The following is a 24,483-nucleotide window of genomic DNA, read 5'->3' on the forward strand; positions in this document are numbered from 1 at the left end:
GAACGATCCGGAGCCGGACATGAACGAGATTGGCGCCTTATTGGGATCAGGCAAGGAAGCCGATGTCCATGCCTATGGTGATCATGCCCTGAAGCTCTACAAATCGCCGGGCGTAAAAACGCCGGCCTTTCGCGAGGCCGCAAATCTCGCGGTCGTCGAACGCCTCGGCCTCCCCGCGCCCCATGTCCACGCTGCCGGCAGATATGACGGGCGCTGGGGTATCGTGATGGACCGCGCAACGGGCGCATCCTTTGGCACCCGGATCAAGGCGGAGGGCCTTCAGCCGGTCCTGGCAGAAATGGTGCAGCTGCAACTTCGCCTGCACGCCGTGCCGGGGACCGGGCTCGCATCGCTGAAAGACAGACTGACAGCGAACATCCGGAAGGCGCCGGAGATTGGAAGCGCGCTGCGGGAAACACTGCTGCGGCAGCTTGCGGCTCGTTCAGAACAGGACCGCGTCTGCCATGGCGATTTCCATCCGTGGAATATCCACGGCGCCGGGGACCAGGCGATCATCCTCGACTGGCTCGATGCCTGCTGCGGAGATCCGCTCGCCGACGCCTGCCGCAGCTATCTGCTCATGCTGCATGCGATGCCGGAGGCGGCCCGCATCTATCTCGAAATCTATGCCGGTCAGAGCGGCCATCCTGCCGATGAGATACTCGCCTGGCTGCCGCTCGTTGCCGCAGCACGTCTCACGGAAGGTGTCGACAGGGAACGCGATCAGCTCCTGCTGCTTGCGGCCAGTAGGAGCGCTTAAGCCGAACGCTCCAGCCCCACCTGGCTGCCGCCACCGAGAATATCTTCGTCGAGCAGCGCCAGCGCCCGGTTCAGGTGTCCCTCGAAGACGAGGTTCTGCTCGTCGGCGACGACGCGCAGTTCCGGCATGCCTTCCAGGCGCACCAGATGCGATTGGCCGAGCCCCTCCTCGATCCCCTGCCGCAGCAGATCGTAATAGCGCGTGCCGGGACCGGTGATCGCCACCGGCATGCGTTCGGTCATGCTGAGCATGCGCGACAACCCGTTGCCGAGCGCCAGCCCCGCCTGGCGGAAGGCGAAGGCAGACATGCGGTGACCCTGACGGGCGCGGGCCGCGATCTTGTCGAGTTCGCTGACGGGGACGAATTTGGCAGGGATGGTATCGAGCGGCACTTCGAAAGCGGTTCTGAGGATCGCATAGAAGCCGGCATAGGCCTCGATGCATCCCTTGGTCCCGCATCGACAAAGCCCGCCATTTGGCGTGTGCAGCATATGGCCGAAATTCGGCGCCGAGGTCTCGTGGCCGCCATTCGCCCCGCGCCGGACGATGCCGAGCCCGATGCTGTGGCCGAGCGACAGCGCTGCCAGCGAGCGGAAATCGGCGCCCTTCACATTCTCCTCATGGGCGCCGAGTGCGGCGGCGACCAGCAGCGTTTCATTGTCGAGAATGACGCGCGCCTGCCATTCCGGCCGCAGCAGCGATTCGAAATCGATCCGGTCCGTGCCGAAGATCGGCGACCAGAGCAGCACGGGTTCGGCGGCATTGACGAGCCCCTTGCTGCTGATCGAGATCAACAGCACCCGCTCCTGCGAAATGCGCGAGCGCTGTAGGATGCGCTCCAGCCCCTCCTTGACCGCGGCGGCGAAGGCGGGCGCCCCCGCCGGATCGTGCGAGCGCCCCTCGCTGAACCGGTCGATCAGCTTGCCGGCATAATCGACCAGCGAATATTGCACGGCGTCCGAGGAGATGATGACGACGATCAGATAGCCGCAGTCGCGCCGCGGCCGGAACAGCACGCGCGGACGCCCGCGCCCGCTCGCCGCCTGCTGTTCGGAGCGCTCGATGATCTCGGATTTTTCGAGATCGGCGGTGATCGCCGAGACGGTGGCGGAGGAGAGCTGCGTGTAATCGGAAATCTCGGTATGCGCGAGCGCGCCGTGGCGGCGAAGGGCCGCGAGAACAAGCCCGCTATTCCTTTGCCGCACAGACTCTGTGCTCGATTTGGTCAGCATGAATGCCGCCCTTCCCCCGCTTCCGCCCTCGTTTCACAAGCCATCTCCAACAACTTCTGAGTGTCGGACGATTCTGCCGGTAGTGGCCTGTTGACAGTTGAAAAAATCTCTGACACTAAATTTCTCGACTGTCGAGAAAATAATTAGTTTTCTGGACAGCGATCCGCGGCGGCCGGAGGAAACCACTGGCTGGGGCTGGCCGCTCATCACTTGGGAGGATAGTTATGAAATCTATTATGAAGCTGATGGCGGGCGCCGCCATCCTCGTTTCCATGCAGACGGCTGCAATGGCCGCCGACCTCGTCGTTGGCGTGTCCTGGTCGAACTTCCAGGAAGAGCGTTGGAAGACCGACGAAGCTGCAATCAAGAAGGCACTCGAAGCCGCTGGCGCGAAGTACATCTCCGCTGACGCGCAGTCTTCGGCCGCCAAGCAGCTGACCGACGTCGAATCGCTGATCTCGCAGGGCGCAAACGCCCTCATCGTTCTGGCTCAGGACTCCGACGCAATCGGCCCGGCCATCGAAAAGGCTGCTGCTGAAGGCATTCCGGTCGTCGGCTACGACCGCCTGATCGAAAATCCTGCTGCCTTCTACATCACCTTCGACAACAAGGAAGTCGGCCGCCTCCAGGCTGAAGGCGTCTTCAAGGTCAAGCCGGAAGGCAACTACGTCTTCATCAAGGGCTCGTCTTCCGACCCGAATGCTGACTTCCTCTTCTCGGGCCAGATGGAAGTTCTGAAGGCTGCAATCGACGCCGGCAAGATCAAGAATGTCGGCGAAGCCTACACCGACGGCTGGCTGCCGCAGAACGCGCAGCGCAACATGGAACAGTTCCTGACCGCCAATAACAACAAGGTCGACGCAGTCGTTGCTTCCAACGACGGTACGGCTGGCGGCGCAGTGGCTGCTCTCGACGCACAAGGCATGGCTGGCTCCGTTCCGGTTTCCGGTCAGGACGCCGACAAGGCCGCTCTGAACCGCATCGCGCTCGGCACCCAGACGGTTTCCGTCTGGAAGGACTCGCGTGAACTCGGCAAGCGCGCTGCTGAAATCGCCCTGCAGCTCGCAGGCGGCACCACCATGGACAAGGTCGACGGTGTCACCACCTTCGACGGCGGTCCGAAGAAGGTGAAGATGCAGTCGATCTTCCTGAAGCCGCTCGCCATCACCAAGGAAAACCTGAACGTCGTCATCGACGCCGGCTGGATTTCCAAGGCTGAAGCTTGCCAGGGCGTCAAGGCCGGCAGCGTCAAGGCCTGCGACTAATCCTCGACGGGCAACCGACATGCCGGCGCCGCAGCGGCCACGTTGCGGCGCCGGATGCGGATGAGCACAGGAACATGGCTCTCCGCCTCGCCAGCACCGCGAACGCTTTTCATTCCCTGCCAAAATAGCGCCGTGCCTTGAACGCCTATTTCGGAAGCCTCGCGATGATCGATTTGAAGAACAGGGCAGCGAACCGGATTTTTCGGGCATCCGGCCTGCGCCCAAACAATGGGGGAAACGGCAAACCCATGGCAGACCTCACCCAATCGTCATCCAGCAACCCGCGCACGGCTGACGCTAACGCTTTCACGCGCTTCCTGCGCGCCACCGAGATCGACACGCGTCTGCTCGGCATGGTCGCGGCGCTGCTGGTCATCTGGATCGGCTTCCACCTCTATACGGGCGGGCTGTTCCTCACCCCCCGCAACCTCTGGAACCTCTCGGTCCAGACGACCGAGATCGCGGTTCTCGCGACGGGCATGGTGCTCGTCATCGTCACCCGCAATATCGACCTGTCGATCGGCTCGATGCTCGGCCTCGTTGCCATGATCATGGGCGTCGTCCAGGCGAAATTCCTGCCGCAATATCTCGGCTTCGACAATTCCTGGACATGGGTGATCACGCTTGCCGCCGGCCTCATCGCCGGCACGCTGATCGGCCTCTTCCAGGGCGTCATCATCGCCTTCATGGGCGTGCCCTCCTTCATCGTCACGCTCGGCGGCTTCCTCGCCTGGCGCGGCCTTGCCTGGTACGTCACCTCGGGCCAGACGGTCGCGCCGCTCGACACCACCTTCCGCATCATGGGCGGCGGTGCCGAAGGCGCCGTCGGCGCCACCTGGAGCTGGATCATCGGGCTTGTCGCCTGCGTGCTGATCGTTCTCGGCATCATCGGCTCGCGCCACCAGCGCAAGCGCTTCAACTTCCCGCGCCGTCCGCTCTGGGCCGAATATTTCCTGGCCGTGCTCGGCTGCGCCCTCGTGCTCGGCGCCATCTGGGTCTCGACCATCTATTACTGGCCGGTCGCCATCGCCAAGAAATATGCCGAAGCCAACGCCATCGCCTGGCCCGAAACCGGTCTGTTCATCTCCTACGGCATCGCCGTACCGGTGCTGATCGCCGTTCTCGTCGGCATCGTCATGACCTTCATCGCCACCCGCCTGCGCTTCGGCCGCTATGTCTTCGCCATCGGCGGCAACCCTGAGGCGGCCGAGCTTGCCGGCATCAAGACCCGCTGGGTCACCGTCAAGATCTTCGCGCTGATGGGCTTCCTCGCAGCCGTCGCCGCGGCGATCTCGACCGCCCGCCTCAACGCGGCCGCCAACTCGCAGGGCACGACCTACGAGCTCTACACGATCGCCGCAGCCGTCATCGGCGGCACGTCGCTCGCAGGCGGTACCGGCACGATCGCCGGCGCCATGCTCGGCGCGCTCGTCATGCAATCGCTGCAGTCGGGCATGGGCCTCGCCAATGTGGATACCCCCATCCAGAACGTTGTGGTCGGAGCCGTCCTCGTCGTTGCCGTCTGGCTCGACACGGTCTATCGCTCGCGTGCCAAGTAAGAGGAGTACGATCCATGACTGAACAACGCACTCCCCTTGTGGAACTCAAGAATATCTCGATCTCCTTCGGCGGTATTCACGCGGTCGACAATGCCTCCGTCGATCTCTATCCCGGCGAAGTCGTCGCCCTTCTCGGCCATAACGGCGCCGGCAAGTCGACGCTGATCAAGATCCTGTCCGGCGCCTACAAGCGCGACAGCGGCGAGATTCTGATCAACGGAGAACCTGTCGATATCCGCAATCCGCGCGATGCCAAGAAATACGGCATCGAGACGATCTACCAGACGCTCGCCGTCGCCGATAATGTCGACGCCGCCGCCAACCTCTATCTCGGCCGCGAAATCCGCACCAAGTGGGGCACGCTGGATGACGTCGCCATGGAGGCCTCGGCCCGCGAGGTGATGGGCCGCCTCAACCCCAACTTCCGCCGCTTCAAGGAGCCGGTGAAAGCGCTTTCGGGCGGCCAGCGCCAATCGGTGGCGATCGCCCGCGCCATCCTGTTCAACGCCCGCATCCTGATCATGGACGAGCCGACGGCAGCGCTCGGGCCCCAGGAAACGGCGCAGGTCGGCGAGCTGATCAAGCAGCTGAAAAAGGAAGGCATCGGCATTTTCCTGATCAGCCACGACATCCACGACGTCTTCGACCTCGCCGACCGCGTCTCCGTCATGAAGAACGGCCAGGTGGTGGGCCACGCCCGCACCGAAGACGTCACCAAGGACGAAGTGCTCGGCATGATCATCCTCGGCAAGGTGCCCCCCAAAGCCATCCCCGGCCCCGGCGCCATGCAGGTCTGAGGCATCACGACAACAGAAAAGCCCGCCGCCCCAGACAGCGGCGGGCTTTTCATCCGAATTCCGGTGACACCACCAGCCATTCCGCCGATTTCGCCATTTGGCGATTGAAGAGCGCCGAAAGCTAGGCTAAGAACCACCACATCGGACAGGCGATTCAAACCGCCACGGCATGCACCCGTAGCTCAGCTGGATAGAGTGTTGGATTCCGATTCCAAAGGTCACAGGTTCGAATCCTGTCGGGTGCGCCATATCTTCCAGAAACTTCCGGCTACCGCGCACGCACCGCACGTCCGCCGTTGTTAAGCTTCAGTTAATACTCAAAAGCCATAACTGGGATCGACCCCGCAACTATCGAGTGCTTCGCAATGCCCGTGAGCGCCCTCTCCGTTCTCTCGCCAGATGCGCTGGACGACTATATCGATCTGAGGTCTGTGCCCAAGCATCGGTCTTTTGGCCAGAACGACACGATCGACAGGCTGCGCAAGGCCGTTCCCTTCGACTTCATTTTCATCTCCGGTCTCGATGTGGATCACTATCGCTTCGGACAGGGGTTCTCCATCGATACCGATTTGCCGCCCGCCTTCATCGAGGCCTATATGGGCGACAAGATCCCGCAGATCGATCCTTTTGTGCTTGCGGCAAAGTCATCGACGAAGGTGGTCGTCGAGAGCGAGGTCTACGCACATTGCGAGGTCCCGCAGCGGCTTCTTTACCTGCAGCGAACGTTCGGCGTGCACAATCGCACGATCGTACCGATTTTCCGCGATGACACCGTATACGGAGCCGTCGGCTACACGCGCCAGACGCCCTTCGATGACGACGAGCTCGGTTTTCTCGAATTTGTCTCCGAAGCGGTCCATACGGCATTTACCAAGCCATTGATGGAGCGCTATGCCGCAGAGCAGATGCGCCTTTCCAAGGGAGAGATGGCATGCCTCTCCCAGGCGAGCCTTGGCTTGACGAGCGAAGGCATCGGCAGGGCGACCGGTTATCAGCTGGAGACCGTCAACAGCTATATAAAGTCTGCCGCCAAGAAGCTCGGTGCCGCCAACAGGACGCAGGCCATTGCCGAAGCGATCCGGCGCCGACTTATTGCCTGATGCATTTCCACAATTCATAGGCTGCCAAACGGTCCATACGGCCCGCGTGGGAGAGCGCTATCCGGCGCTCACACTTTTCGTTCACCTTAAGGCTGAGCCTATTCTTAACGATGTTTTTCCTTCGCACCCCAGAAATGGGGTCCTGTTTAGACTTTGCTTTATCAGATTTACGAAATGTGAGGGAATGACCCCTAGTTTTGGGGTGTCCGGGCATCACTGCCTAGGCCGACATGATGTCGGCTATGTCCTGCTACGCATCGCGTGGGTTGCAGCCATCGGACGCCGCCTTTCAGGCATGCCGTCGTGACATCCAGCGCCAAAAGCCGCTGATTTTTCAAGGTGTTTACATGCGTCAGCTTCTCACTTCGGTGGCATTCGCCGCCGTCGCCCTCCTTCCTATGCCTTCATTCGCGCTGGATGCTCCCAAGGGGGATGTCATCCTGACGATCACCGGAAAGCTCGATCATCCCAATGTCGATGGTACCGCGCAGTTCGACCTGCAGATGCTAGAGGCGCTGCAAGGCCGCTCGGGCAGCATGGAGACGCCCTGGACAACCGGCAAGGTCGAATTCTCGGGGCCGCTTTTCCGCGCAGTCCTCGACGCCGCAGGTGCGCATGGCTCCGATCTCAAGCTGGTGGCGCTGAACGACTACGCTGCAGACGTACCTTTTGACGATGCCACGAAGCTCGACACGATGCTGGCGACGCGCATGGACGGCCAGGTCATGTCCGTTCGTGACAAGGGGCCCGTCTTCCTGGTCTATCCCTTCGACAAGGACGGCTCGCTCTATAACGAGAAATACTTCTCGCGTTCAGTGTGGCAGATCAAGGCAATCGAGGTGAAGTGATGCCCGACGGCGCCCGCGCAAACGGTGACGTGATCAGGAAGGTCAGCAAGGCGACGGCACTGCTCCAGGCCTTCGCGACCGTTCTTTTGATCGGGCTCATCTATCTGATGTCGGGTATCTATCAACGATACGAAGCTCTTCAGGATGGCGTGCGCGAGAACGCGCTCTGGTCGGTCTATCAGCTCGACCGGGAAGCACGCCGCCTGAATGAGGAAGCGGACATCATGCTTGCAACCGACGACTTTTCGTTGGAAGCCGCCAAGGCACTTTCCACCCGATACGACATTCTATACTCGCGCATGAGCATCCTGAAGCGGGCGAATTTTGACCTGCGGCTTTCAGAGGACCCTCAACTTGAGGAGATCGTCAAGAAAATCGAGCCGCTGGTCATGTCCGAAGCGTCATGGTTCGACGCCTTGGCAAAAGGAGCCGACGTCGACAGGGACCGGCTCCAGCATTTTGCCGACGACATGGCGCCGCTTGTGAAGAACACGGAAGCGCTGCTCACCCAGGTCAACAACAAGGTGAGCACCGACCGTGCCGAGGCACGAGACGCGCTGCAAATGCTGCAGCTCAAGACCGGCGGGCTGACCGTGGTGCTTGCCGCCAGTGTCGGCTTTCTCGTGTTCAGCCTTCGGCGCCAGCTCAAGTCGGTTCGCTCGGCAGGCCTTGTTTTCGAGGGATTGGTGCGGGAGCTGCGTGAGGCCTATTCCAGCGCTGAAGCCGGCAATCGCGCCAAATCGCAGTTCATGGCGACCATGGGTCATGAAGTCCGCACGCCGCTGAATGCGATTCTCGGCACTGCCGAACTGCTGGAGCTTGGCGGCCTTCCGGAGCGGACCAAGGCCGGCGTGCAGACGATCCGCCGGTCTGGCGAAGCCCTGCTTGAGATCCTGAACGAGATCCTTGATTTCGCCAAGATGGAAAGCGGCCGCATCGATGTCAGTCTGGCACCGGCAAACATTGTCGAGGTGATTACGAGCGCAGTTGAGATGATGCAGGATCGCGCTGCCGAAAACGGCGATACGCTTGTTGCCGACATCGACGATTTCGACGAAGCGGACTTGATCGTGACCGATGCCACGCGCATTCGTCAGGTCGTGCTCAATCTGCTCAGCAACGCGGTCAAGTTTACCTCCGGCGGCGCCGTCGTCCTCAAGATGACCAAGGGCATGGCGGATGGCGCACCGGTGATCCGGCTCGCTGTCAGCGATACAGGAATCGGCATCGATGCGGCAGGACAGGAAAAGCTCTTCAAGCCATTCTCCCAGGTCGACGCGACAATCGGCCGGAAATACGGGGGGACCGGCCTCGGGCTGACGATCTGCAAGGAAATCATCGACGCTTTGGGCGGCACCATAGGGGTCACGAGCGTCCGCAATGAAGGCAGCACCTTCTGGTTCGAAATCCCCGCAGAACCGGTCGCCCGGACCCCGGAACGGGCGAACGCCAGCCGGCCATGCAGCATCGGCATCGATGATCTGCCACGCCTGAGGGTTCTGCTTGTCGAGGACAACGCCGTCAACCAGCAGGTCGCCGCCGGATTTCTTCGCCATCTGCACCAGGATTTCGTCGTTGCAAACGATGGCCTCGAAGCCGTGAAGGCAATGTCGGAACAGGCATTCGATCTCGTGCTGATGGATATGCAGATGCCGAACATGGACGGCATCGAAGCGACGCTGCAGATCAGGCAGATGAGCGCTCCGGCCTGCACCGTTCCGATTGTCGCCATGACGGCGAATGCGTCTGATGACGATCGCCGCCTCTGCGTGGAAGCCGGGATGTCGGACTTTCAATCAAAGCCGCTGACACTGGCGCAGCTCGCGGCGGTGATAGCACAGCAGAAGACGGGCGATGTGGCGGCGCTACGTCCCCCCGTGGACGATGCGAGCGACATCAACCTGCGGCAGAAAGAGCTGACGGATGTCCTCGGAGAAGACGGCTTTGCCGAACTTCTGGACAGCTTCTTTTCGGATGCGGCTTCCATTCTCGGCGAACTGTCGCTCGCCCTGAAGGATGGCGATGCCAGGTCTCTGGACCGCATGCTTCACAGCCTGAAGGGCGCAGCCAGCAATGTCGGCCTTCAGGACATCGCCGACCGTGCCCAGCGGCTGCGGGAAGTCCCAGTTGATACGAATGAGCTGCTCGACATCAAGCGGGCGGTAGACACACGGCGGCAATCCTATGCCGCATAAGGAGCAATGATGCGGATCCTTCTTGTCGACGACAATCAAACCAATCTTATGCTGCTGACAAAACTGGTTGCGAAGCTTCCATCCTGCGAACCGGTACCGTTTCTGGACCCTTCCGATGTCCTCGCAGCAATGCCGAAGCTGGAATACGATATCGCGGTAATCGACTATCAGATGCCGGGCTACAACGGCGTTGAGCTGTTGCGCGAGATCGAGATGTTCGAGCGCTACAAGGGCAAGCCCGTGGTCATGATCACGGCCGATACCGACATGGCGACCCGCATGGCCTGTCTCGATGCCGGTTCGATCGATTTCCTGAACAAGCCGGTCAACCCGCTCGAATTCCAGGCGCGAATGAAAAACCTCATCGCCCTTGTCGATGCGCGCAACAAGCTGGCCGACAAGGCGGAATGGCTGCGCGAAGAGGTCGAGAAGGCAACCTGCGAAATCCGTGAGCGCGAGGAGGAGATCATTGATCGCCTTTCGATCGCGGCCAGCTTCAAGGATGCAGAGACAGGTCTTCACACGAAGCGCGTCGGCGAATATTCGCAGCTCATCGCTCGCGCGCTCGGCCTTCCTGCCGAAGAATGCTCCGACATCCGCCTTGCTGCCCCCATGCACGATATCGGCAAGGTCGGCATCCCGGATGCGGTTCTGTTGAAAAAGGGTAAGCTCACAGAGCAGGAGTTCGCGGCCATGCAGAAGCACACGCTTCTCGGCTGCGACATCCTGCGCGAGTCAAAATCCAGCCTTCTGCAACTGGCTGCAACCATCGCCGCAAGCCATCACGAAAGGTGGGACGGTCAAGGCTATCCGCGCCGCCTCGCCGGCCGCGAAATTCCGATATCGGGACGAATCGTGGCTGTCGCCGACAATTTCGATGCGCTGACATCCGCACGGCCCTACAAGGAAGCATGGCCGGTGAGCCAGGCCGTCGACCATATCCGCGAGAAATCAGGCACGCAGTTCGATCCGCAATGCGTTCGCGCCTTTGAAGAGGCGTTGCCCGCCATTCTATCCGCCCGTGAGGCGTTGCAGGATAGCTCGTCCGTCTTTCAGATGACGGCCTGACGCCTGCTCCGGCGAGCCTTTGCTCCGCGCAAAATCAAAAACGGCGCCCTACTCCCGGCGCCGCTTCCATCTCATCCCTCACCAAACCTCAAACATCGCACCGGAACACCGCCACGTCCGTGTGGTTCCCGGCAAGCTCGATCGTTCTGAACCGCCCGGTCTTCCGCAGCGTCTCCGAGAGGCGCTCGTGGAAGAACACCAGGTAGTTGCTGTCGACGTGGCCGTGGCGCACTTCGTAGCCGGAGATGATCAGGCGCTTGGCGGTGCGCGATGCGGCGAATTCGACGAGTGCGCGATAGACCTCCGGGTCGCCCTGGTGGATCAGCACTTCCATGCAGATCACCACGTCGTGCAGCGGTATGGTGTCGGCATGGCGCTTGAGGTCGAAGACCTGGAAGCCCCATTCCGGCTTTGAAGCCTTGGCGATGTCGATCGCTTCCTGCGAGCGGTCGGGCTCGGCATAGCCGTGGTGGCCGGGAACATGGCCGTAGTAATTGTAGTTCGAGCTCAGGGGCTCGTAGGCAAGGTTGCCGGCGGTGATCGTCAGCCACATCGCCACCTGATCGACATTTTCCGACCGGCCGGCGCGCTGCAGCGGTTCCGGGTTGGCAAGCAGCCACAGCGCCCATTTGCGCCACTCGGTACGCACGGTAGCAAGAAGCGGCTTCGGAATGACATAGACGCCGCCGTTGCAATTGCCCCGGAAGGTTTCGTCACGGTGATCGGCCCACATATCGAGGAAGAAGCGGCCGCCGTTCATCAGGCATTCTGGCCGAAGCATCTGGGCAAGATCTGATCCTCAACGCAGCGGGGAAATCCGGCCCGCCGGACCTCCCCGCGTTTAGTTCGCCGCGCTCAGCCCTGCGGCATCGGCACGCATTCCTTGATGCGCGGATTTCCGGGCGTCGAGCCGGTCACCTGCTTCACCTGTCCGGCCGGGCAGGTGCCGTCGTCGACAAGCACCTTCTTGCCGGTCGCCAGCGTGCCCTTTGCGGGCTCCTGCTTCAGGATTGTCTGGCAGCTGGCCAGCCCGACGGCCAGAAGAACCGTCAGCAGATATCTGAGTTTCATGTTGTCCCCTTTCCCGATGGTCGGCGGGAACCGCAGCCGGATCCGATGTCCGGCCGTCAACCCCGCCCGTCTCAGGATTTACAACCCCTTCCCCCGCCCGGCATGCTCCACCTGGAGTATAGAGAAACCGCCTCCTGCGGCTGCCACGCCTGCTACCCGGGCGGACATATGAGCATCGCCTTTAGGAGGACTGTTCAACGGCCTTGCGATCTGCGACAACCGAGGCGTGTTCTTTTCTTGATCAAATCCGGGATGGGAAATGCAGCAGTCCGCCGACGTGTCCGTTCAGTTGATCGACATGATTTACGCAAGCCTGTTCGGCGAATGCGGCTGGCAGGATTTTCTCGATGCGGTGGCCAAGACCTCGCCGGATGGCAAGGCCGCGCTGCATTATCACGACCTCGCCTCCCCGGTTGCCCATGTGCCCTATATGTCGGGTTTCTCGGCGGGCGAGGTCGAGACGTTCAGCAGCCACTTCGCATCGGTAAACCCCTGGATTCCGCGCATGGGGCTTGTCCCGGTCGGCCGCGGCCTGTGCGGCGACGAAATCTTCACGCGCAACAATCTGGTGAGAACCGAATTCTACAACGACTGGCTCAAGCGGCAGGCCGGTTGCGAAACCAGCATCGGCGTCTCGATCATTCGCGAGAAGGCCCGCACCTTCATCCTCTCGACTGCAACGTCATCGGCGGATCCCGAGCGCAACAGGGAAGCGGCCGAGCGCTACACCGTGCTCGCACCCCATCTCCGACGAGCCTTCGATTTCATCCGCAAGCGCGATCTTTTCGCCCCCGACAATCAATCGCTGAAGACCCTGTTCGACAGTATCGGCGCCGGGCTGTTCTATGTCTCGGAAAAGAAGAGATTACGCTGGTCGAACAACACGGCGGCGCAAATCCTCGCCGCCGGTTTTCCGCTTCACATGACGACCGGCGGGCGGCTCGATATCCGCTGTCAGAAATCAGCAGCCGCCTTCGAGCGCCTGGCGTCTCGGAACGACGGGCAGTGCGAGCCCTATACGGCGATCGTCCAGGCGGATGGCGCAGACAGCAGTTACCGGCTGACGATGGTGCGGATTCAGTCCAGTGCCTTCACCGAGTTCATGGAGGGACCGACCGTCGCGATCATTGCCGAGCCGATGGTCGCCGCGCCGCTGAAGGACAGGCGCAGCGCCCTGATGGAAACGTCGAAGCTGACCGTCACCGAGATAAAGGTGGCGCTCAGCGTCGCCTCCGGTAACACCCCGCGCGAAGTCGCGACAGCCTGCCAGATGCATTACGAAACGGTCCGCACCCACCTGCGCAGCATCTATTCCAAGCTCGGGGTCAATTCGCAGGTGGCGCTGGCGGCGCTTCTGCTCGGAAGCTGAAGGCCGCCCTCGCCTGAAGAACCTTACTGCGCCGTCACGACCGGCTCGACCACCGGCTCTGCCGGCGTTACCGGATCCGTCACCACCACCGGATCCGCCACCGGATCAGCCGGCGTCACCGTCTCCGTCGGCGTCACCACCTCGGTCTTTTCCAGTGTTCCCCGGATCTGGTCGATCTTGCCGTCGGCTTCTCCGACGCCGAGGATCGTCTTGGCCTTGTCGAGCGCGGCAGGGGTGATCGTGCCGGCATTGGTTGCCGAGGCGAGCGCTGCTTCGAGGGCGGCGTCGCCGAGTTCGGGGTCGTCGGCGGCCGGGAATGCGCCGTTGTCGAGCTCATATTGCGCATAGGCCGTGGCATAGGCGGCGATCGCCTTCATCTTCGGGTCCGACGTGTGCAGATAGGCCTTGTAGCTGCGCTTCAGCGAGTTCAGCCCGGCAAGCTGGGAGGCCGTGGCCGTCTTGGTTCCGGTCACGTCCGTATCTTCGGTCGCGTCGGTGTCGTCGGTCACGCCCTTGCTCTTGGCCGCCTGCGACTTGCCTTTCGAGCCGCTCTGCGACGATGCGCCGTGCGAGCCGCTGTTTCCGTGGCTGCCGCTATTGCCTCCACCATTGCCGCCGCCGTTACCGTTGCCGCCGCCATGGCCGCCACCATTACCACCTCCATTGCCGCCGCCCTTGGCGAAGGCGACGGTGTCGAAGCCGATCATGCCGGCAGAGCTCGCCGCCGCGGCCAGGGAAAGAGCGGCAACGGATGCCAGAATTCGAATGCGCATGGTGATCCTCCTGAATCTCGCGTCGAACCTTTGTTCGAGTCGAGCGGAGGTTAGCGCCGGCCGGGACGCCGCACATCGGCCCAAGGTCCGGGGTGGTGCAGATCGGCAGAGCTGCGCTTCGGCTAAGGTTTACGCCTGGTTTACAGGGATGGCGGAGCGCGATCGCGCGCCCCGCGCCGCCATGCGGTCCTCGCCCTCACCCCATTCGCATCCTCCGGCTTCCGGCCCGGCGAAACACCGCGGCCTGGTTCTGCCTTACGGTCTCCACCTCCGCCAATGCCGCCTCAATCAGCGATTTCGCCGAAAACAACTCCGGCTTGTCGCGCAGCATTTCCAGCACCGTCTTCAGATGGCTTTCAGTCATAATGCAGGCTCTCATCGTCATGATGTCTCCTTGCAGCCTCCTTCTTGCCGGATGCCCCCGCTATCCCGTCCGGCATGCATTCCAGGCCTCATGGCCCATTCCTTCGCCCCCATGCGAAATGAAAATCAGCCGGCGATGCGGATCATCCGCACGCCGATGACATTGTCGTCGGCATCTGCGACGATCTCTCCGTGGCCGATCAGCCGGCCGTTGACGAGCAGTTCGACCGGACCGCCGAAGCGGCTGTCGAGCCTGAAGCTGTGGCCGGGATCGACCCGCATCAGCTCGGCAACGGAAACGCGCGCGCGACCGATCACCACCTCGATCTCGACAGGGATATCGTCGACCTTCTTCCTGAGATCAGGACCGGCAGCCGCGAGAACCTCGGGCGGCACCGCCGAGAACAGCAGGTTTGCCTCATGTTGACGCAACCGCTCCGTAACGGGATCGTTCTTCTCCGCTCCGCCATCGGCGGGAGCCTCGCCAAACGGCGGCAAATCATCGGAAATATTAGACATAAAGCACCATCTTAAGGAAAACGCGTCCGGTTGGCCGTTCGGCTCGCGATGATTTTAGGACGGGCGGATGGCGCGCCGCAGCCAAAAACGATTTTCCGCCAGACATCAGCGTTAACAGATGGTTGCGGTCCACAATGAACCGCCCGGAAGCTTGCCATATCGAAACAGAATGAGGGCCGAAGGCAGCGATCCGGCATCGCCGGCTATGCCCTGACGGTCCCGGCCGCGCGAATCTCTGCCCGACTCACTTCGTGATTGCGAGGCGCGCCAGTCACACCAAATGCCATCAACATCTTTGCGAGGCGCCACACGCATTGCGCGTTGCCTTTTTCGGGGACGGGAGCTACATGGTTAAGAATTCGTTAATTTCTTTTCAGCAGCCATTTCATGTTGAGCTCCAGCACTCACCGCAATTACCTGTCGCGGCTGGCCTTCGCCGGGGATAATCCCGAGCCGGTCTTTACCAGGGTCAATCTCGTCGCCCGGGCGCTCTGCCCGGTCAAAGGCGTAAAATCCTTTGCCGCCCATCAGGTGCGCATCGTCAGCATCAGCGAGACCGCAGCGGTGCTGCAGGCGCGCAATATCGAGCTGCTGACCGATCACTTCTATCTCTGCCTTGGAAAGTTCGAGATCTTCCTGACCTGCGCCCGCGTGCGCGCGCAGGAAGGCAGCCTCTTCGTGCGCTTCTCGAAGCCCGAGGAGACGAGCTTCATCCGGGCGCTTTCAGAGATCACCTTCCCGATGACAACATTGGAGAAGCTGCGCGGCCATTCGGTCCGCGCCATAGAGGCGCGCATCAGGCAGCCGGAGACGGCCGCCTGATCATTGCGCGTAAGCGCCGCTTGGGCGCCGAGACCTAGGCCTTCTTGGCGCCGCGCGCCTTCTTGGCCGGCTCTTCGGGAGCGGGCTGCGCCAGTCGCAGTGCCCGCAGCCGTTCCGTTTTCTTCTGCCGGTCGAGGAGCTCGCTGGCCATGATTTCCTTGGCCATCGAGTTTGTCTGCTCGGCCTTAGCCTGCGCCGAAAGCTTCTCGGGCTTGAAGAGATTGTCTTTCGTCTTGCTCATGCTTCCTCCCTTTCGGCGGAACGCCAGTGCCGGAACGCTGACTGATGTCAGCGGCTGCGAGCCACGACTTTCTTCTTCGGGCCGGGCAGCAGGCCTTCGCGCTGCGCCTGCTTGCGGGCGAGCTTGCGGACCCGGCGAACGGCTTCGCCCTTCTCGCGGGCGCGCTTTTCGGACGGCTTTTCATAGGCGCCGCGCGCCTTCATTTCGCGGAAGATGCCTTCGCGCTGCATCTTCTTCTTGAGCACACGAAGAGCCTGATCGACGTTGTTATCGCGGACGAGTACCTGCAAGACGTCTCCTTAATCGGCCTTAAGGCCGTCATTTCCTGATCCGGATCGCATTCGCGTTGATCCAGCTTGATGTCGCGGCTTCCGCACCGGCCTGTGTTTCAACAGGGGGAAGCGACGATGGCGAGGCCAGAACGTCGATATCGTCCTGGCGGATGCTCCGCTCGTAATTCTCGTTCTGGAACCTGACACGGTAATGAACGAGGCCCTGCGCGGCAGGCAGGACGGAGACGATGCGCCCGGCGCCAAAGGCCTGCCCACCGGCGAATATCCCCGGCTTCAGGACAATGTTATCGCCCGGCTGATAGCGGCGGGTTGCCATGCCATTCTCCGAATGAAGTGAAAAAACAAAAGGCCGGGACTGCTCCCGACCTTCCTCCGTCATCGTCTCAGCGCGCCAGTACATCCGTGGTCGCGCGAGGCGCTGACAAATTATGCAGCCTGCAGGTTATCTGCCGAGCTCTTGCCCGAGCGGCGGTCCTGCACGATTTCGTAGCTGATCTTCTGTCCGTCTGCGAGCGAGCGCATGCCTGCGCGTTCAACTGCAGAAATATGGACGAAAACATCGGCGCCGCCGTTGTCAGGCTGAATGAAGCCGAAACCCTTGGTGGCGTTGAACCACTTGACTGTACCTGTATTCATAACGATTTCCTTTCAAAGCAACCGTGTGTTTTTCCCGCGATACCCTGCGGAATGAGATCGATTATTTGGAGGGAAATCTGAAGAGGCGAAAGCGCTCTCGGACGACGTCACAAGCAATGGTCGATAACGCCAATATAATGTCAATTTAATATTTGGCAACGGCAAGACCCAAGAAACTTGCCGCCGCTTAAAATTATATCCCGTAATTCGTTGTTTTCGTTCGATTTCATTTCCGGAAAGGCAGCAGCGATAAAACAGACTTCTATCGCCCGCCCGGTCCCGGGCAGCACCCGGGACCATCGGATTGCAATCAAAACGCGCAGACATCCGCGTGCATGAGCGGCCCGCGCTTCATCCAGACCTGCGCGCCATCGGCGCCGGCTTCTGCGGCAAGCGCAGTACCTGCCGGAAGGCGGCCCCAGGCGAGGCGTTCCAGCCGCTCGCCATCGACAGTCAGCGACCCCTTCAGCACCAGGAATTCCAGCCCTTCGGCATTGTCGACGGTCACAGCCGCCCCTGCCCGCCACTCTTCGAGGCGCACCTGCTCACGGCCGTCGTCGAAGAGGATGAGAGCGCTCTCGGCGCCGGGGCGCGGCGTATCCTTGCGGCCCTCGCCCGGGCGGCGCACCGTCTGGTCGCGGTCTTCGGCGCGGAATTGCCATAGCCGCACGAAGATCGAGCAGCCGCCTGCCGAGGCCGGCATATGCGAGGTGCCCGGCGGGTTGCGGATGTAGGATCCGGCCGGATAGTCGCCATGCTCGTCCTGGAAGATGCCGTCGAGCACCACGAATTCCTCGCCGCCGGTATGGGTATGCGGCGGAAAGGCACTGCCCGCGGCATAGCGGACGATCGAGGTGGCGCGCGCCTTCTCTTCGCCGATGCGGAACAGCATCTTGCGGTCGACGCCGGGCGCCGGGCTCGGGATCCAGTCGAGTGCGGCCGAATGCACGGTTACAGGTTTCGTCAGGTCGTCATTGATACGCATGGTCAAAGCTCCGCCAATCCGCCATCGAGAAGTATTTCGGTTCCGAGCATGAAGCTCGATTGGTCGCTGGCGAGAAACGCCACCGCGGCTGCGATCTCCTCCGGGCGCCCCATGCGCCCGGCCGGCACGCGGGCGCCGACCCGCTCGGTATAGGCCTTGTAGTCGTCGGCTGTCTGCCCGGCGCTGTGATGGATCGGCGTATCGGTCGGCCCGGGGCTGACGCAGTTGACGCGGATCTTGCGCTCGGTGAGTTCGGCCGAGAGCGTGCGGGCAAAGGAGCGGACAGCCGCCTTCGAGGCCGAGAGCGCGGCGCGCCCCGGCGTGCCCACCTTGTTCAGCCACGACGTGTTGAGGATGATCGAACCGCCGTCGGCCATGACGGGCAGCACGCTCTGCACGGTGAAGAACACGCCCTTGACGTTGATGTCCATCAGCCGGTCGAAGGCCTCCTCTTCGGTCGTCGCAATCGGCGTGCCATAGGCGACGCCGGCATTGGCGAAGAGAATGTCGATCGTGCCGAAGGCGTCGGCCGCCTGTTTGGCCATCGCCTTCAGGTCGGCAAGCGAGCGCACATCGGCGCGGATCGCCACGGTCTCGCCGCCGAGTTCACGCCGCGCCGCTTCAAGCTTGGCCTCGTCGGTGCCCGATATGGCGACACGCGCGCCATCGGCGATCAGGCGGCGCGCCGCCGCAAGGCCGATGCCGCTGGAGCCGCCGGTGATCAGTGCAGTCTTTCCTGTCAGCATGTCTACCTCCTGTTCGCAGCCGCGCGCCGCGATCCGATGATTGCAGAAACGGTCCGTTCGGCCGCGTCGACCGCGCCCGAGAGATAGCCGGGATCCGTCTGGCTGGTTTCGCTTCCGGCAAGCGAGATGAAGGGCTGCCATGCGCCGTCCACCCAGGGCCTGCGGTCGGGCGACGGATGGGCGCCGCCGGTGCGGTCGGCCTTCGTGGCGGTCGCCGGATCGGCAGCCCAATCCTTGAACAACGTCGCCCGCGGCTGCAGCGCCTTTTCGCCGAAGAGGCGGCCGAGCTGCTGGACGCAGGCATGCGTCAGCAGGTCTTCGCCGATCGACTGGCGCTCGTCGGCGCCGACGCCGAGGAAGCCGAAGAGAGCGGCGGAGCCCGTCGCGGTCGTCGCATCATGGATCTCGACCAGCGGCCCGACCATACTCTGCGCCGTTCCCGACAGGCCTTCCTGGCGCCAGAATGGGCGGTCGTAAAGCGCGAAGAATTTCGCATGCGGCGCCATCCAGGTCGCCGTCTGGCGCCAGCGCGAGGCCATGGCGGTCGAAACCGGCGGCGAGAAGGAAATGGTCGCCTCAAGCAGGCGCGGCGGCAGGGCAAAGATCACATGCCCGGCCTGAACACTCTCCTGTCCGCCGGTAGAATTCGAAACCGTCAGCGTCACGCCATCGGCGCCAAGCGCGGCGGCGGTGACCTTGCGGCTCAGGAAGATGCAATTCTCCGGCAGTTCCGCCGTCAGCGCCCGCACCAGCGCATTGGTGCCGCCGGTCAGCCGCATCGATTGCGGCTCCTGCCGGTAGCCCTGGTAACGCTGCACCGGCTCGCGCGACATGCGCTCGAACACCACGTCGCCGTCGCTCGCCTGCGCGAAGGCCGGCAGCTCAAGCTCGGCAACAAGCGCGCCGATGGCCGGCTGCATCTGCGGCCAGAACCAGGAAGGGCCGAGATCGAAGCCGTCGGCCGAAACGCTGCCCGTCTCGTCGACGGAGAAGATCCGCCCGCCCAGCCGGTCGCGGGCTTCGAACAGCAGGAAGTCGATATTGGCTGCGTGAAGCAGCCTTGCGGCATGAAGTCCGGCAAGGCCGCCGCCGATGATCGCAACAGATGTCTGCATTGTCATTCCTGAAGGTTGAAAGGGGCCGGCATTGCGGCCGGCCCCTCGATGTCACTTGTTCGGAAGGGCCGCGACGGCGTCGAGAACCCGGGCGGAATAGGTCAGAGCGGCACCGGCATTGAGCGCGATCGCGACGCCGAGCGCCTCGGCGATCTCTTCCTCGGTCGCCCCGTGCTCGATCGCCGCCTTGCCGTGAACGGCGATGCAGCCGTCGCAGCGGGTGGTGACGGCAACGGCGAGCGCGATCAGTTCGCGCATCTTCGGGCCGAGGTGGTTTGCCTTTTCGCCGGCGCGATCGAGCGAGACCACGCCACGCAGCGTATCCGGCGTCAGCTTGCCGAGTTCACCGACGCGGCCGAGCAGTTCGTCGCGATATCCGTTCCAATCCATCATCTGCATCATCCTTACTGGCGGCCGGCGGTGACGCCGCCATCAACCGGGAGAACCGTGCCGGTGATCCACGAAGCCTGCTCGGAAGCGAGGAAGAGGATCGCCTCGGCGACATCCTTCGGCTGGCCATTGCGGCCGAGCGGATGGAAGGCGTCGAAGGTCGGCAGCACTTCCTTGACCTGCTCTGCAGACAGGAAGGTGTTGTAGACGGGGGTTTCGACGACGGCAGGAGCAACCGCGTTGATGCGGATGTTATAAGGTGCAAGCTCGATCGCCAGGTTGCGGACCATGGCGTGAACGCCGGCATTGGCAGCCGAGTAGGCGGCCGACGGCGTGGCGCCGATCGCCTGGATCGCCCACATCGAGCCGGTCTGGACGATGACGCCGCCCTTGTCCTTCATCACCTTGGCAGCAGCCTGCGCGGTGAAGAACTTGCCCTTCAGGATCGTGTCCAGATACCAGTCGTAATCGCCTTCAGTCAGCTCCAGGAATGGCTTGGGATTGAAGACGCCGGCATTGTTGACGAGGATGTCGAGCGTGCCGAATGCCTTGACGGCGGCCTCGACCAGGGCTGCGCCCGTTGCCGGATTGGCGATGTCACCGGCGGAAACGATGACCTTCTTACCGGAAGGATCGATTTCCTTGGCTGCAGCCTGCAGCTTGGCGAGATCGCGGCCGTTGATGGCGACCGAAGCCCCCTCGGCGACGAAGCGGGCCGCCACTTCCTTGCCAATTCCCGAACCGCCGCCAGTGATCGCGACTACTTTACCTTCAAAGCGCATGACTATCTCCTTATCTATCTATCAGTAGATAGGCAACACCACCTAGCGCTTGCTTTAACAGATTTCAAGACCTATCTATCAATAGATAGAGAGAAGGTGACAATGTCGGAAAAAGTGCAGGCAATCATGGACGCCGCGGAGCGCATGATCAGACAGGGTGGCTATAACGGATTCAGTTTCCGCGAGATTGCCGCCGAAGTCGGCATCAAGAGCGCCAGCGTCCACTACCATTTCCCTACTAAGGAGGCGCTCGCCGCCGCTGTCGCTCATCGCTACACGGACCGGTTCGGCGATGCTGTCGAGGCGGAAAAGTTGTCGGGCCTGAATACGGTCGCCGCCTGGCGCCGCGTCTTCCAGCGTTCCTTTGCCGAAGATGGCCGCATGTGCCTCTGCGGCGCGCTGGGCGCTGCCTCGCGCGATCTGCCGGATGAGGTTGCGGCGGAAGCGAAACGCTTCTTCGAAGTCGGCATCGAAAGGTTGATGGCGTCGGGCATGACGCGCGAGGAAGCGCTGAAGGTGCTCGCCACGCTCGAAGGCGCCATGCTGATGTCCTCGGCGCTCGGCGATGCGAGCTCCTTCGACGACGCGACGAAGGAACTCGCCTAAGTCTTTAGGGCATGGAAACGATCAGCCGCAGCGAACCCTCGAAGAAGGGCTGCGTGCGCAACGCTCCGTATCGCTTGTCCCAGCTGCCATCCTTCAGATCACGGCCGAGCTCCTCGACGAAACGCTCGCCGATGGAGGGATCGACGAAGCTCCAGGCGGAATTCGCACGGCGCGCGCCGGGATCGAGCAGCCGCTCCGGGCGGCCGTAATAGCCTTCGCTGAAACCATCGGTGCAATGCAGCGGGATCGGCACCGGCCGGATCTCGACTGTGCCGCCGAGCGCTTCTGAGATCGACGCCAGCGACGGGTAACGGCTGGCTTCGACGGCGATCATCTCCGGCGCATAGGCCTGCAGCCACGAGCGATGCAGCTCGTCCGGATCGCAGCTCAGCACCGCGACCGGCCCGCGCGTGACACGGCGCATCTCCGCAAGACCCGCCTTCAGATCCGGCCACTGGTGAACCGAGAAGGTCGTCATGCTGGCGTCGAAACTCTTGTCGTCGAAGGGCAGCTTTTCCGCCACCGCGTCGATCGCGACCGGAAGATGGGCCGGGCGCTGCGCCCGCATCGAGGCCGACGGCTCGACCGCCGTCACCACCCGGTCCGTCGGCTCGTAGGAACCGGCACCGGCGCCGACATTCAGCACGGTCTTGGCATCGCCGAGCGCGCTCCAGATGAAGGCGGCGATATGCGGATCCGGCTGGCGGTACTGCGTGTAATTGGTGCCGATCACGCCGTAATTGGCGTCGCCCGCACTTCCATCCGTATGTCTGTTGCTCATGCTTTCAAATCCCTTGGTGGGCAAAGCTCCGCCCTCCCCGAATGCCGCGGCATTTCGGAACTATTGTGCGCTTTGCGGCCTTGCCTTAATGTTGCAACCAGAGAAAACACCATAATCTCCAGCCTGAAAACCGATAAGCTCGAACAGAGTTTGTTCCCAAAACGCACATAGCTGAAGTGTGACATGGCAAGACGCCTTCCTTCCCTCAACGCGCTTCGCGCCTTCGAAGCCGCCGGCCGCCACGGGCGCATGACGCTTGCCGCCGACGAACTGAACGTCACCCACAGCGCCATCAGCCGCCACATCCAGCATCTCGAAGAGGTTCTCGGCGTCTCGCTCTTCGAGGGACCGAAGAACCGGCTGCGCCTGACCGAAGCGGGCCAGACGCTGCTGCCCGGCCTCGTTGCCGCCTTCGACCAGATCGACATGTCGGTCCGTTCGGTCGCCGATACCGTCGACGGCGCGCTGGATGTCTCCTGCCCCGGCACCTTCACCATGCGCTGGCTGATCCCCCGGCTCTACCGCTTCCAGGCCGAACATCCTGACATCGACGTGCGGCTGACCGCTTCGTCCCGCCCCGTCGATTTCTCCCGCGACGGCTTCGACGTGGCGATCCGCGTCGGTACCGCGCCCTGGCCCGACGGCGCCGACGTCATCCCGCTCTTTCCGGAGCAGACCGGCCCCGTCGTCGCCCCATCGCTCGCCTCCACTGTCAGCGGCCTGCCCGTCCTGCACACCAAGACCAGGCTCCGCGCCTGGGGCGACTGGCTCACCCGCTCCGGCATCGCCATCGAGGGCGGGCCGCGCGTCGAATACGAGCATTTCTATTTCATGCTGGAAGCAGCCGGCGCCGGCCTCGGCGTCTGTGTCGCGCCCTGGCCCTATGTCACCGGCGATATCCGCGACAACAGGCTCGCCGCCCCCTTCGGCTTCATCGACAGCGGCCACGAATATGTGGCGCTCCGCCGCGCCAGGCGGAACCGCAAATCGGTGATCTTCTGCGAATGGCTGCGCGCCGAAGCCGAGGACTTTGTCTCCACACATCCGGTGCCAAGACGCGAGGTGTGAAATCTGAAATTGCAGCGGTAACCAACTGTTAAGCATAACAAACTGATAAGAACCGCACTTCGGTGCATGACGCATCTCCCTCCCCCACAATTCATTTTCTACGGGTTTCGGATGTCGTCGATCATCACGAACAACGCGGCTATTGCTGCGCTCCAATCCCTGCGCTCTGTGAACGCCTCGCTTTCAGGAACGCAGCAGCACGTCTCCACCGGCCTTCGCATCGAAAAGGCTTCCGACAACGCCGCCTATTGGGCGATCGCGACGACGATGCGCTCCGACAGCAAGGCTCTGTCGGCGGTTCAGGACGCCCTCGGCCTCAGCGGTGCGGTTCTAGATACGACCTACACGGCGATCGCTTCGTCGATCGACCTGATGTCGGAAGTGAAGGCCAAGCTGGTTGCCGCCTATGAAGACGGCGTCGACAAGACGAAGATCAACGAAGACCTGACGCAGCTGAAGCAGCAGCTGCAGTCGACGTCCGATTCCGCCTCGTTCAACGGCCAGAACTGGCTCTCGTGGAACACCGGCGCCGACTCCGCCGACAAAAGCATCCCGGCCTATTTCATCCGCAACAGCGACGGCACCGTCAGGGTCGGAACGGTCTCATATCCGATCAATACGCCGCTGCCCCGGACCTCCACCGACGTCCAGTATTTCGTCGATAACGGCGGTTCGGGCGAATACGGCATCCTCTCGACCGAAGCCTTCGCGGTCGAGGTCGGCTCGGCCAAGAATTACGTCATGCTGAAGGGCGCCACCGCCCCGGCAACGGCCGTCGATATCGCCATCGACAATTCGACGACGGATGACGAGCTCGACGACATGCTGGCGACGGTGGAAGGCATGACCAAGCAGATGACGGCGGTGGCCTCGACCATCGGCTCGCTCAGCAAGGGCGTCGAGATGTCGATGGATTTCGCCCATGACCTCTCCGATTCCGTCGACAGCGGCGTCGGCCGGCTGGTCGATGCCGATATGGAAGACGAATCCTCGAAGCTGACGGCGCAGCAGACGCAGCAGCAACTGGCGATCCAGTCGCTGTCGATCGCCAACAGCGCCCCACAGAACCTGCTGAGCCTGTTCAGGAACTGATCCGGCT

General features: G+C 62.4%; 29 protein-coding genes and 1 tRNA gene. 14 read left to right on the forward strand and 16 right to left on the reverse strand.

Annotation, left to right across the window (positions count from 1 at the left end; genetic code table 11):
- Window positions 1–19: 19 nt before the first annotated feature.
- Window positions 20–760, forward strand: coding sequence for a phosphotransferase family protein (locus ACODR6_RS16500; RefSeq protein ID WP_489023048.1), 741 nt, complete (start codon window positions 20–22; stop codon window positions 758–760).
- On the opposite strand, the gene ACODR6_RS16505 is transcribed toward ACODR6_RS16500, so the two are convergent.
- A complete protein-coding gene (locus ACODR6_RS16505) occupies window positions 757–1,992 on the reverse strand; it encodes an ROK family transcriptional regulator (RefSeq protein WP_112719500.1) in 1,236 nt (411 codons plus the stop codon). The genes ACODR6_RS16500 and ACODR6_RS16505 overlap by 4 nt on opposite strands.
- Before the next feature lie 224 nt (window positions 1,993–2,216).
- Between ACODR6_RS16505 and xylF the strand changes: the two genes are divergently transcribed.
- From xylF to ACODR6_RS16545, 8 genes are all read left to right on the forward strand, one after another.
- The gene (gene xylF / locus ACODR6_RS16510; protein WP_112719501.1) at window positions 2,217–3,257 is read left to right on the forward strand and encodes a D-xylose ABC transporter substrate-binding protein; all 1,041 of its coding nucleotides are present in this window, start codon (window positions 2,217–2,219) and stop codon (window positions 3,255–3,257) included.
- A gap of 248 nt (window positions 3,258–3,505) precedes the next feature.
- The gene (locus ACODR6_RS16515; RefSeq protein WP_112719502.1) at window positions 3,506–4,816 is read left to right on the forward strand and encodes a sugar ABC transporter permease; all 1,311 of its coding nucleotides are present in this window, start codon (window positions 3,506–3,508) and stop codon (window positions 4,814–4,816) included.
- Window positions 4,817–4,830: 14 nt separating this feature from the next.
- The gene (locus tag ACODR6_RS16520; RefSeq protein ID WP_112719503.1) at window positions 4,831–5,613 is read left to right on the forward strand and encodes an ATP-binding cassette domain-containing protein; all 783 of its coding nucleotides are present in this window, start codon (window positions 4,831–4,833) and stop codon (window positions 5,611–5,613) included.
- A 171-nt stretch (window positions 5,614–5,784) separates the two neighbouring features.
- Window positions 5,785–5,861 (forward strand) — tRNA-Arg (locus tag ACODR6_RS16525).
- 117 nt (window positions 5,862–5,978) lie between these two features.
- Window positions 5,979–6,713, forward strand: a complete 735-nt coding sequence (locus tag ACODR6_RS16530) for a helix-turn-helix transcriptional regulator (RefSeq protein ID WP_203428262.1) — start codon at window positions 5,979–5,981, stop codon at window positions 6,711–6,713.
- A gap of 347 nt (window positions 6,714–7,060) precedes the next feature.
- The gene (locus tag ACODR6_RS16535; RefSeq protein WP_203428261.1) at window positions 7,061–7,561 is read left to right on the forward strand and encodes a putative pterin-binding protein; all 501 of its coding nucleotides are present in this window, start codon (window positions 7,061–7,063) and stop codon (window positions 7,559–7,561) included.
- Complete coding sequence (locus ACODR6_RS16540) at window positions 7,561–9,756, forward strand: ATP-binding protein (RefSeq protein WP_489023052.1); 2,196 nt, start codon at window positions 7,561–7,563, stop codon at window positions 9,754–9,756. The genes ACODR6_RS16535 and ACODR6_RS16540 overlap by 1 nt, the downstream gene beginning before the upstream one ends.
- A 9-nt stretch (window positions 9,757–9,765) precedes the next feature.
- On the forward strand, window positions 9,766–10,824 hold the full coding sequence (locus tag ACODR6_RS16545) for an HD domain-containing phosphohydrolase (protein ID WP_489023053.1): 1,059 nt from the start codon (window positions 9,766–9,768) through the stop codon (window positions 10,822–10,824).
- Between the two features lie 88 nt (window positions 10,825–10,912).
- Here the strand turns inward: ACODR6_RS16545 and ACODR6_RS16550 are convergent, their stop codons facing one another.
- Both ACODR6_RS16550 and ACODR6_RS16555 read right to left on the reverse strand, forming a co-directional pair.
- A complete protein-coding gene (locus ACODR6_RS16550) occupies window positions 10,913–11,605 on the reverse strand; it encodes a hypothetical protein (protein WP_489023055.1) in 693 nt (230 codons plus the stop codon).
- Window positions 11,606–11,679: 74 nt separating this feature from the next.
- Window positions 11,680–11,895 (reverse strand): DUF6719 family protein, encoded by a 216-nt coding sequence (locus tag ACODR6_RS16555; protein ID WP_112719081.1) that lies wholly within the window; start codon window positions 11,893–11,895, stop codon window positions 11,680–11,682.
- A 259-nt stretch (window positions 11,896–12,154) separates the two neighbouring features.
- Between ACODR6_RS16555 and ACODR6_RS16560 the strand changes: the two genes are divergently transcribed.
- Window positions 12,155–13,264, forward strand: coding sequence for a helix-turn-helix transcriptional regulator (locus tag ACODR6_RS16560; protein WP_489023057.1), 1,110 nt, complete (start codon window positions 12,155–12,157; stop codon window positions 13,262–13,264).
- 23 nt (window positions 13,265–13,287) lie between these two features.
- Here the strand turns inward: ACODR6_RS16560 and ACODR6_RS16565 are convergent, their stop codons facing one another.
- From ACODR6_RS16565 to ACODR6_RS16575, 3 genes are all read right to left on the reverse strand, one after another.
- Complete coding sequence (locus ACODR6_RS16565; protein WP_489023059.1) at window positions 13,288–14,037, reverse strand: hypothetical protein; 750 nt, start codon at window positions 14,035–14,037, stop codon at window positions 13,288–13,290.
- Between the two features lie 196 nt (window positions 14,038–14,233).
- Window positions 14,234–14,422, reverse strand: a complete 189-nt coding sequence (locus ACODR6_RS16570) for a hypothetical protein (protein WP_112719079.1) — start codon at window positions 14,420–14,422, stop codon at window positions 14,234–14,236.
- A gap of 104 nt (window positions 14,423–14,526) precedes the next feature.
- A complete protein-coding gene (locus tag ACODR6_RS16575; RefSeq protein WP_203428256.1) occupies window positions 14,527–14,919 on the reverse strand; it encodes a FliM/FliN family flagellar motor switch protein in 393 nt (130 codons plus the stop codon).
- A gap of 387 nt (window positions 14,920–15,306) precedes the next feature.
- Here ACODR6_RS16575 and ACODR6_RS16580 point away from each other — a divergent pair, with 387 nt between their 5' ends.
- A complete protein-coding gene (locus ACODR6_RS16580; protein ID WP_112719077.1) occupies window positions 15,307–15,741 on the forward strand; it encodes a hypothetical protein in 435 nt (144 codons plus the stop codon).
- Window positions 15,742–15,775: 34 nt separating this feature from the next.
- Here ACODR6_RS16580 and ACODR6_RS16585 read toward each other — a convergent pair whose 3' ends face one another.
- The 9 genes from ACODR6_RS16585 to ACODR6_RS16625 all read right to left on the reverse strand — a co-directional run bounded on the left by ACODR6_RS16585 (window position 15,776) and on the right by ACODR6_RS16625 (window position 20,929).
- Window positions 15,776–15,982 (reverse strand): hypothetical protein, encoded by a 207-nt coding sequence (locus ACODR6_RS16585; RefSeq protein WP_413710019.1) that lies wholly within the window; start codon window positions 15,980–15,982, stop codon window positions 15,776–15,778.
- A gap of 47 nt (window positions 15,983–16,029) precedes the next feature.
- Window positions 16,030–16,272 carry a 30S ribosomal protein S21 gene (gene rpsU / locus ACODR6_RS16590; protein ID WP_489023062.1) on the reverse strand — a complete coding sequence of 81 codons (243 nt, stop codon included), beginning with the start codon at window positions 16,270–16,272 and terminating at the stop codon, window positions 16,030–16,032.
- 28 nt (window positions 16,273–16,300) lie between these two features.
- Complete coding sequence (locus ACODR6_RS16595; protein WP_489023064.1) at window positions 16,301–16,591, reverse strand: cold-shock protein; 291 nt, start codon at window positions 16,589–16,591, stop codon at window positions 16,301–16,303.
- 110 nt (window positions 16,592–16,701) lie between these two features.
- Window positions 16,702–16,911 (reverse strand): cold-shock protein, encoded by a 210-nt coding sequence (locus tag ACODR6_RS16600; RefSeq protein ID WP_112719073.1) that lies wholly within the window; start codon window positions 16,909–16,911, stop codon window positions 16,702–16,704.
- Between the two features lie 310 nt (window positions 16,912–17,221).
- A complete protein-coding gene (locus ACODR6_RS16605) occupies window positions 17,222–17,896 on the reverse strand; it encodes a cupin domain-containing protein (RefSeq protein ID WP_489023066.1) in 675 nt (224 codons plus the stop codon).
- Between the two features lie 2 nt (window positions 17,897–17,898).
- The gene (locus ACODR6_RS16610) at window positions 17,899–18,642 is read right to left on the reverse strand and encodes a glucose 1-dehydrogenase (protein WP_489023068.1); all 744 of its coding nucleotides are present in this window, start codon (window positions 18,640–18,642) and stop codon (window positions 17,899–17,901) included.
- A gap of 2 nt (window positions 18,643–18,644) precedes the next feature.
- On the reverse strand, window positions 18,645–19,757 hold the full coding sequence (locus ACODR6_RS16615; protein WP_489023070.1) for a flavin monoamine oxidase family protein: 1,113 nt from the start codon (window positions 19,755–19,757) through the stop codon (window positions 18,645–18,647).
- 51 nt (window positions 19,758–19,808) lie between these two features.
- Window positions 19,809–20,150: a carboxymuconolactone decarboxylase family protein gene (locus ACODR6_RS16620; RefSeq protein ID WP_130277686.1), complete on the reverse strand. Its 342-nt coding sequence runs from the start codon at window positions 20,148–20,150 to the stop codon at window positions 19,809–19,811.
- Window positions 20,151–20,161: 11 nt separating this feature from the next.
- Window positions 20,162–20,929, reverse strand: a complete 768-nt coding sequence (locus ACODR6_RS16625; protein ID WP_489023073.1) for an SDR family NAD(P)-dependent oxidoreductase — start codon at window positions 20,927–20,929, stop codon at window positions 20,162–20,164.
- A 102-nt stretch (window positions 20,930–21,031) separates the two neighbouring features.
- Between ACODR6_RS16625 and ACODR6_RS16630 the strand changes: the two genes are divergently transcribed.
- Entirely contained in the window at window positions 21,032–21,535 is a 504-nt protein-coding gene (locus tag ACODR6_RS16630) for a TetR/AcrR family transcriptional regulator (protein WP_489023074.1), read from the forward strand.
- 4 nt (window positions 21,536–21,539) lie between these two features.
- Here the strand turns inward: ACODR6_RS16630 and ACODR6_RS16635 are convergent, their stop codons facing one another.
- Window positions 21,540–22,316: a class I SAM-dependent methyltransferase gene (locus ACODR6_RS16635; RefSeq protein ID WP_489023076.1), complete on the reverse strand. Its 777-nt coding sequence runs from the start codon at window positions 22,314–22,316 to the stop codon at window positions 21,540–21,542.
- A gap of 183 nt (window positions 22,317–22,499) precedes the next feature.
- On the opposite strand from ACODR6_RS16635, the gene ACODR6_RS16640 reads away from it, so the two are divergent.
- Window positions 22,500–23,384 (forward strand): LysR family transcriptional regulator, encoded by an 885-nt coding sequence (locus ACODR6_RS16640; RefSeq protein ID WP_489023078.1) that lies wholly within the window; start codon window positions 22,500–22,502, stop codon window positions 23,382–23,384.
- A 111-nt stretch (window positions 23,385–23,495) separates the two neighbouring features.
- A complete protein-coding gene (locus tag ACODR6_RS16645; protein ID WP_112719065.1) occupies window positions 23,496–24,476 on the forward strand; it encodes a flagellin N-terminal helical domain-containing protein in 981 nt (326 codons plus the stop codon).
- The last annotated feature ends 7 nt before the right edge of the window (window positions 24,477–24,483 follow it).

The organism is Rhizobium sp. FG96, assembly GCF_057808655.1.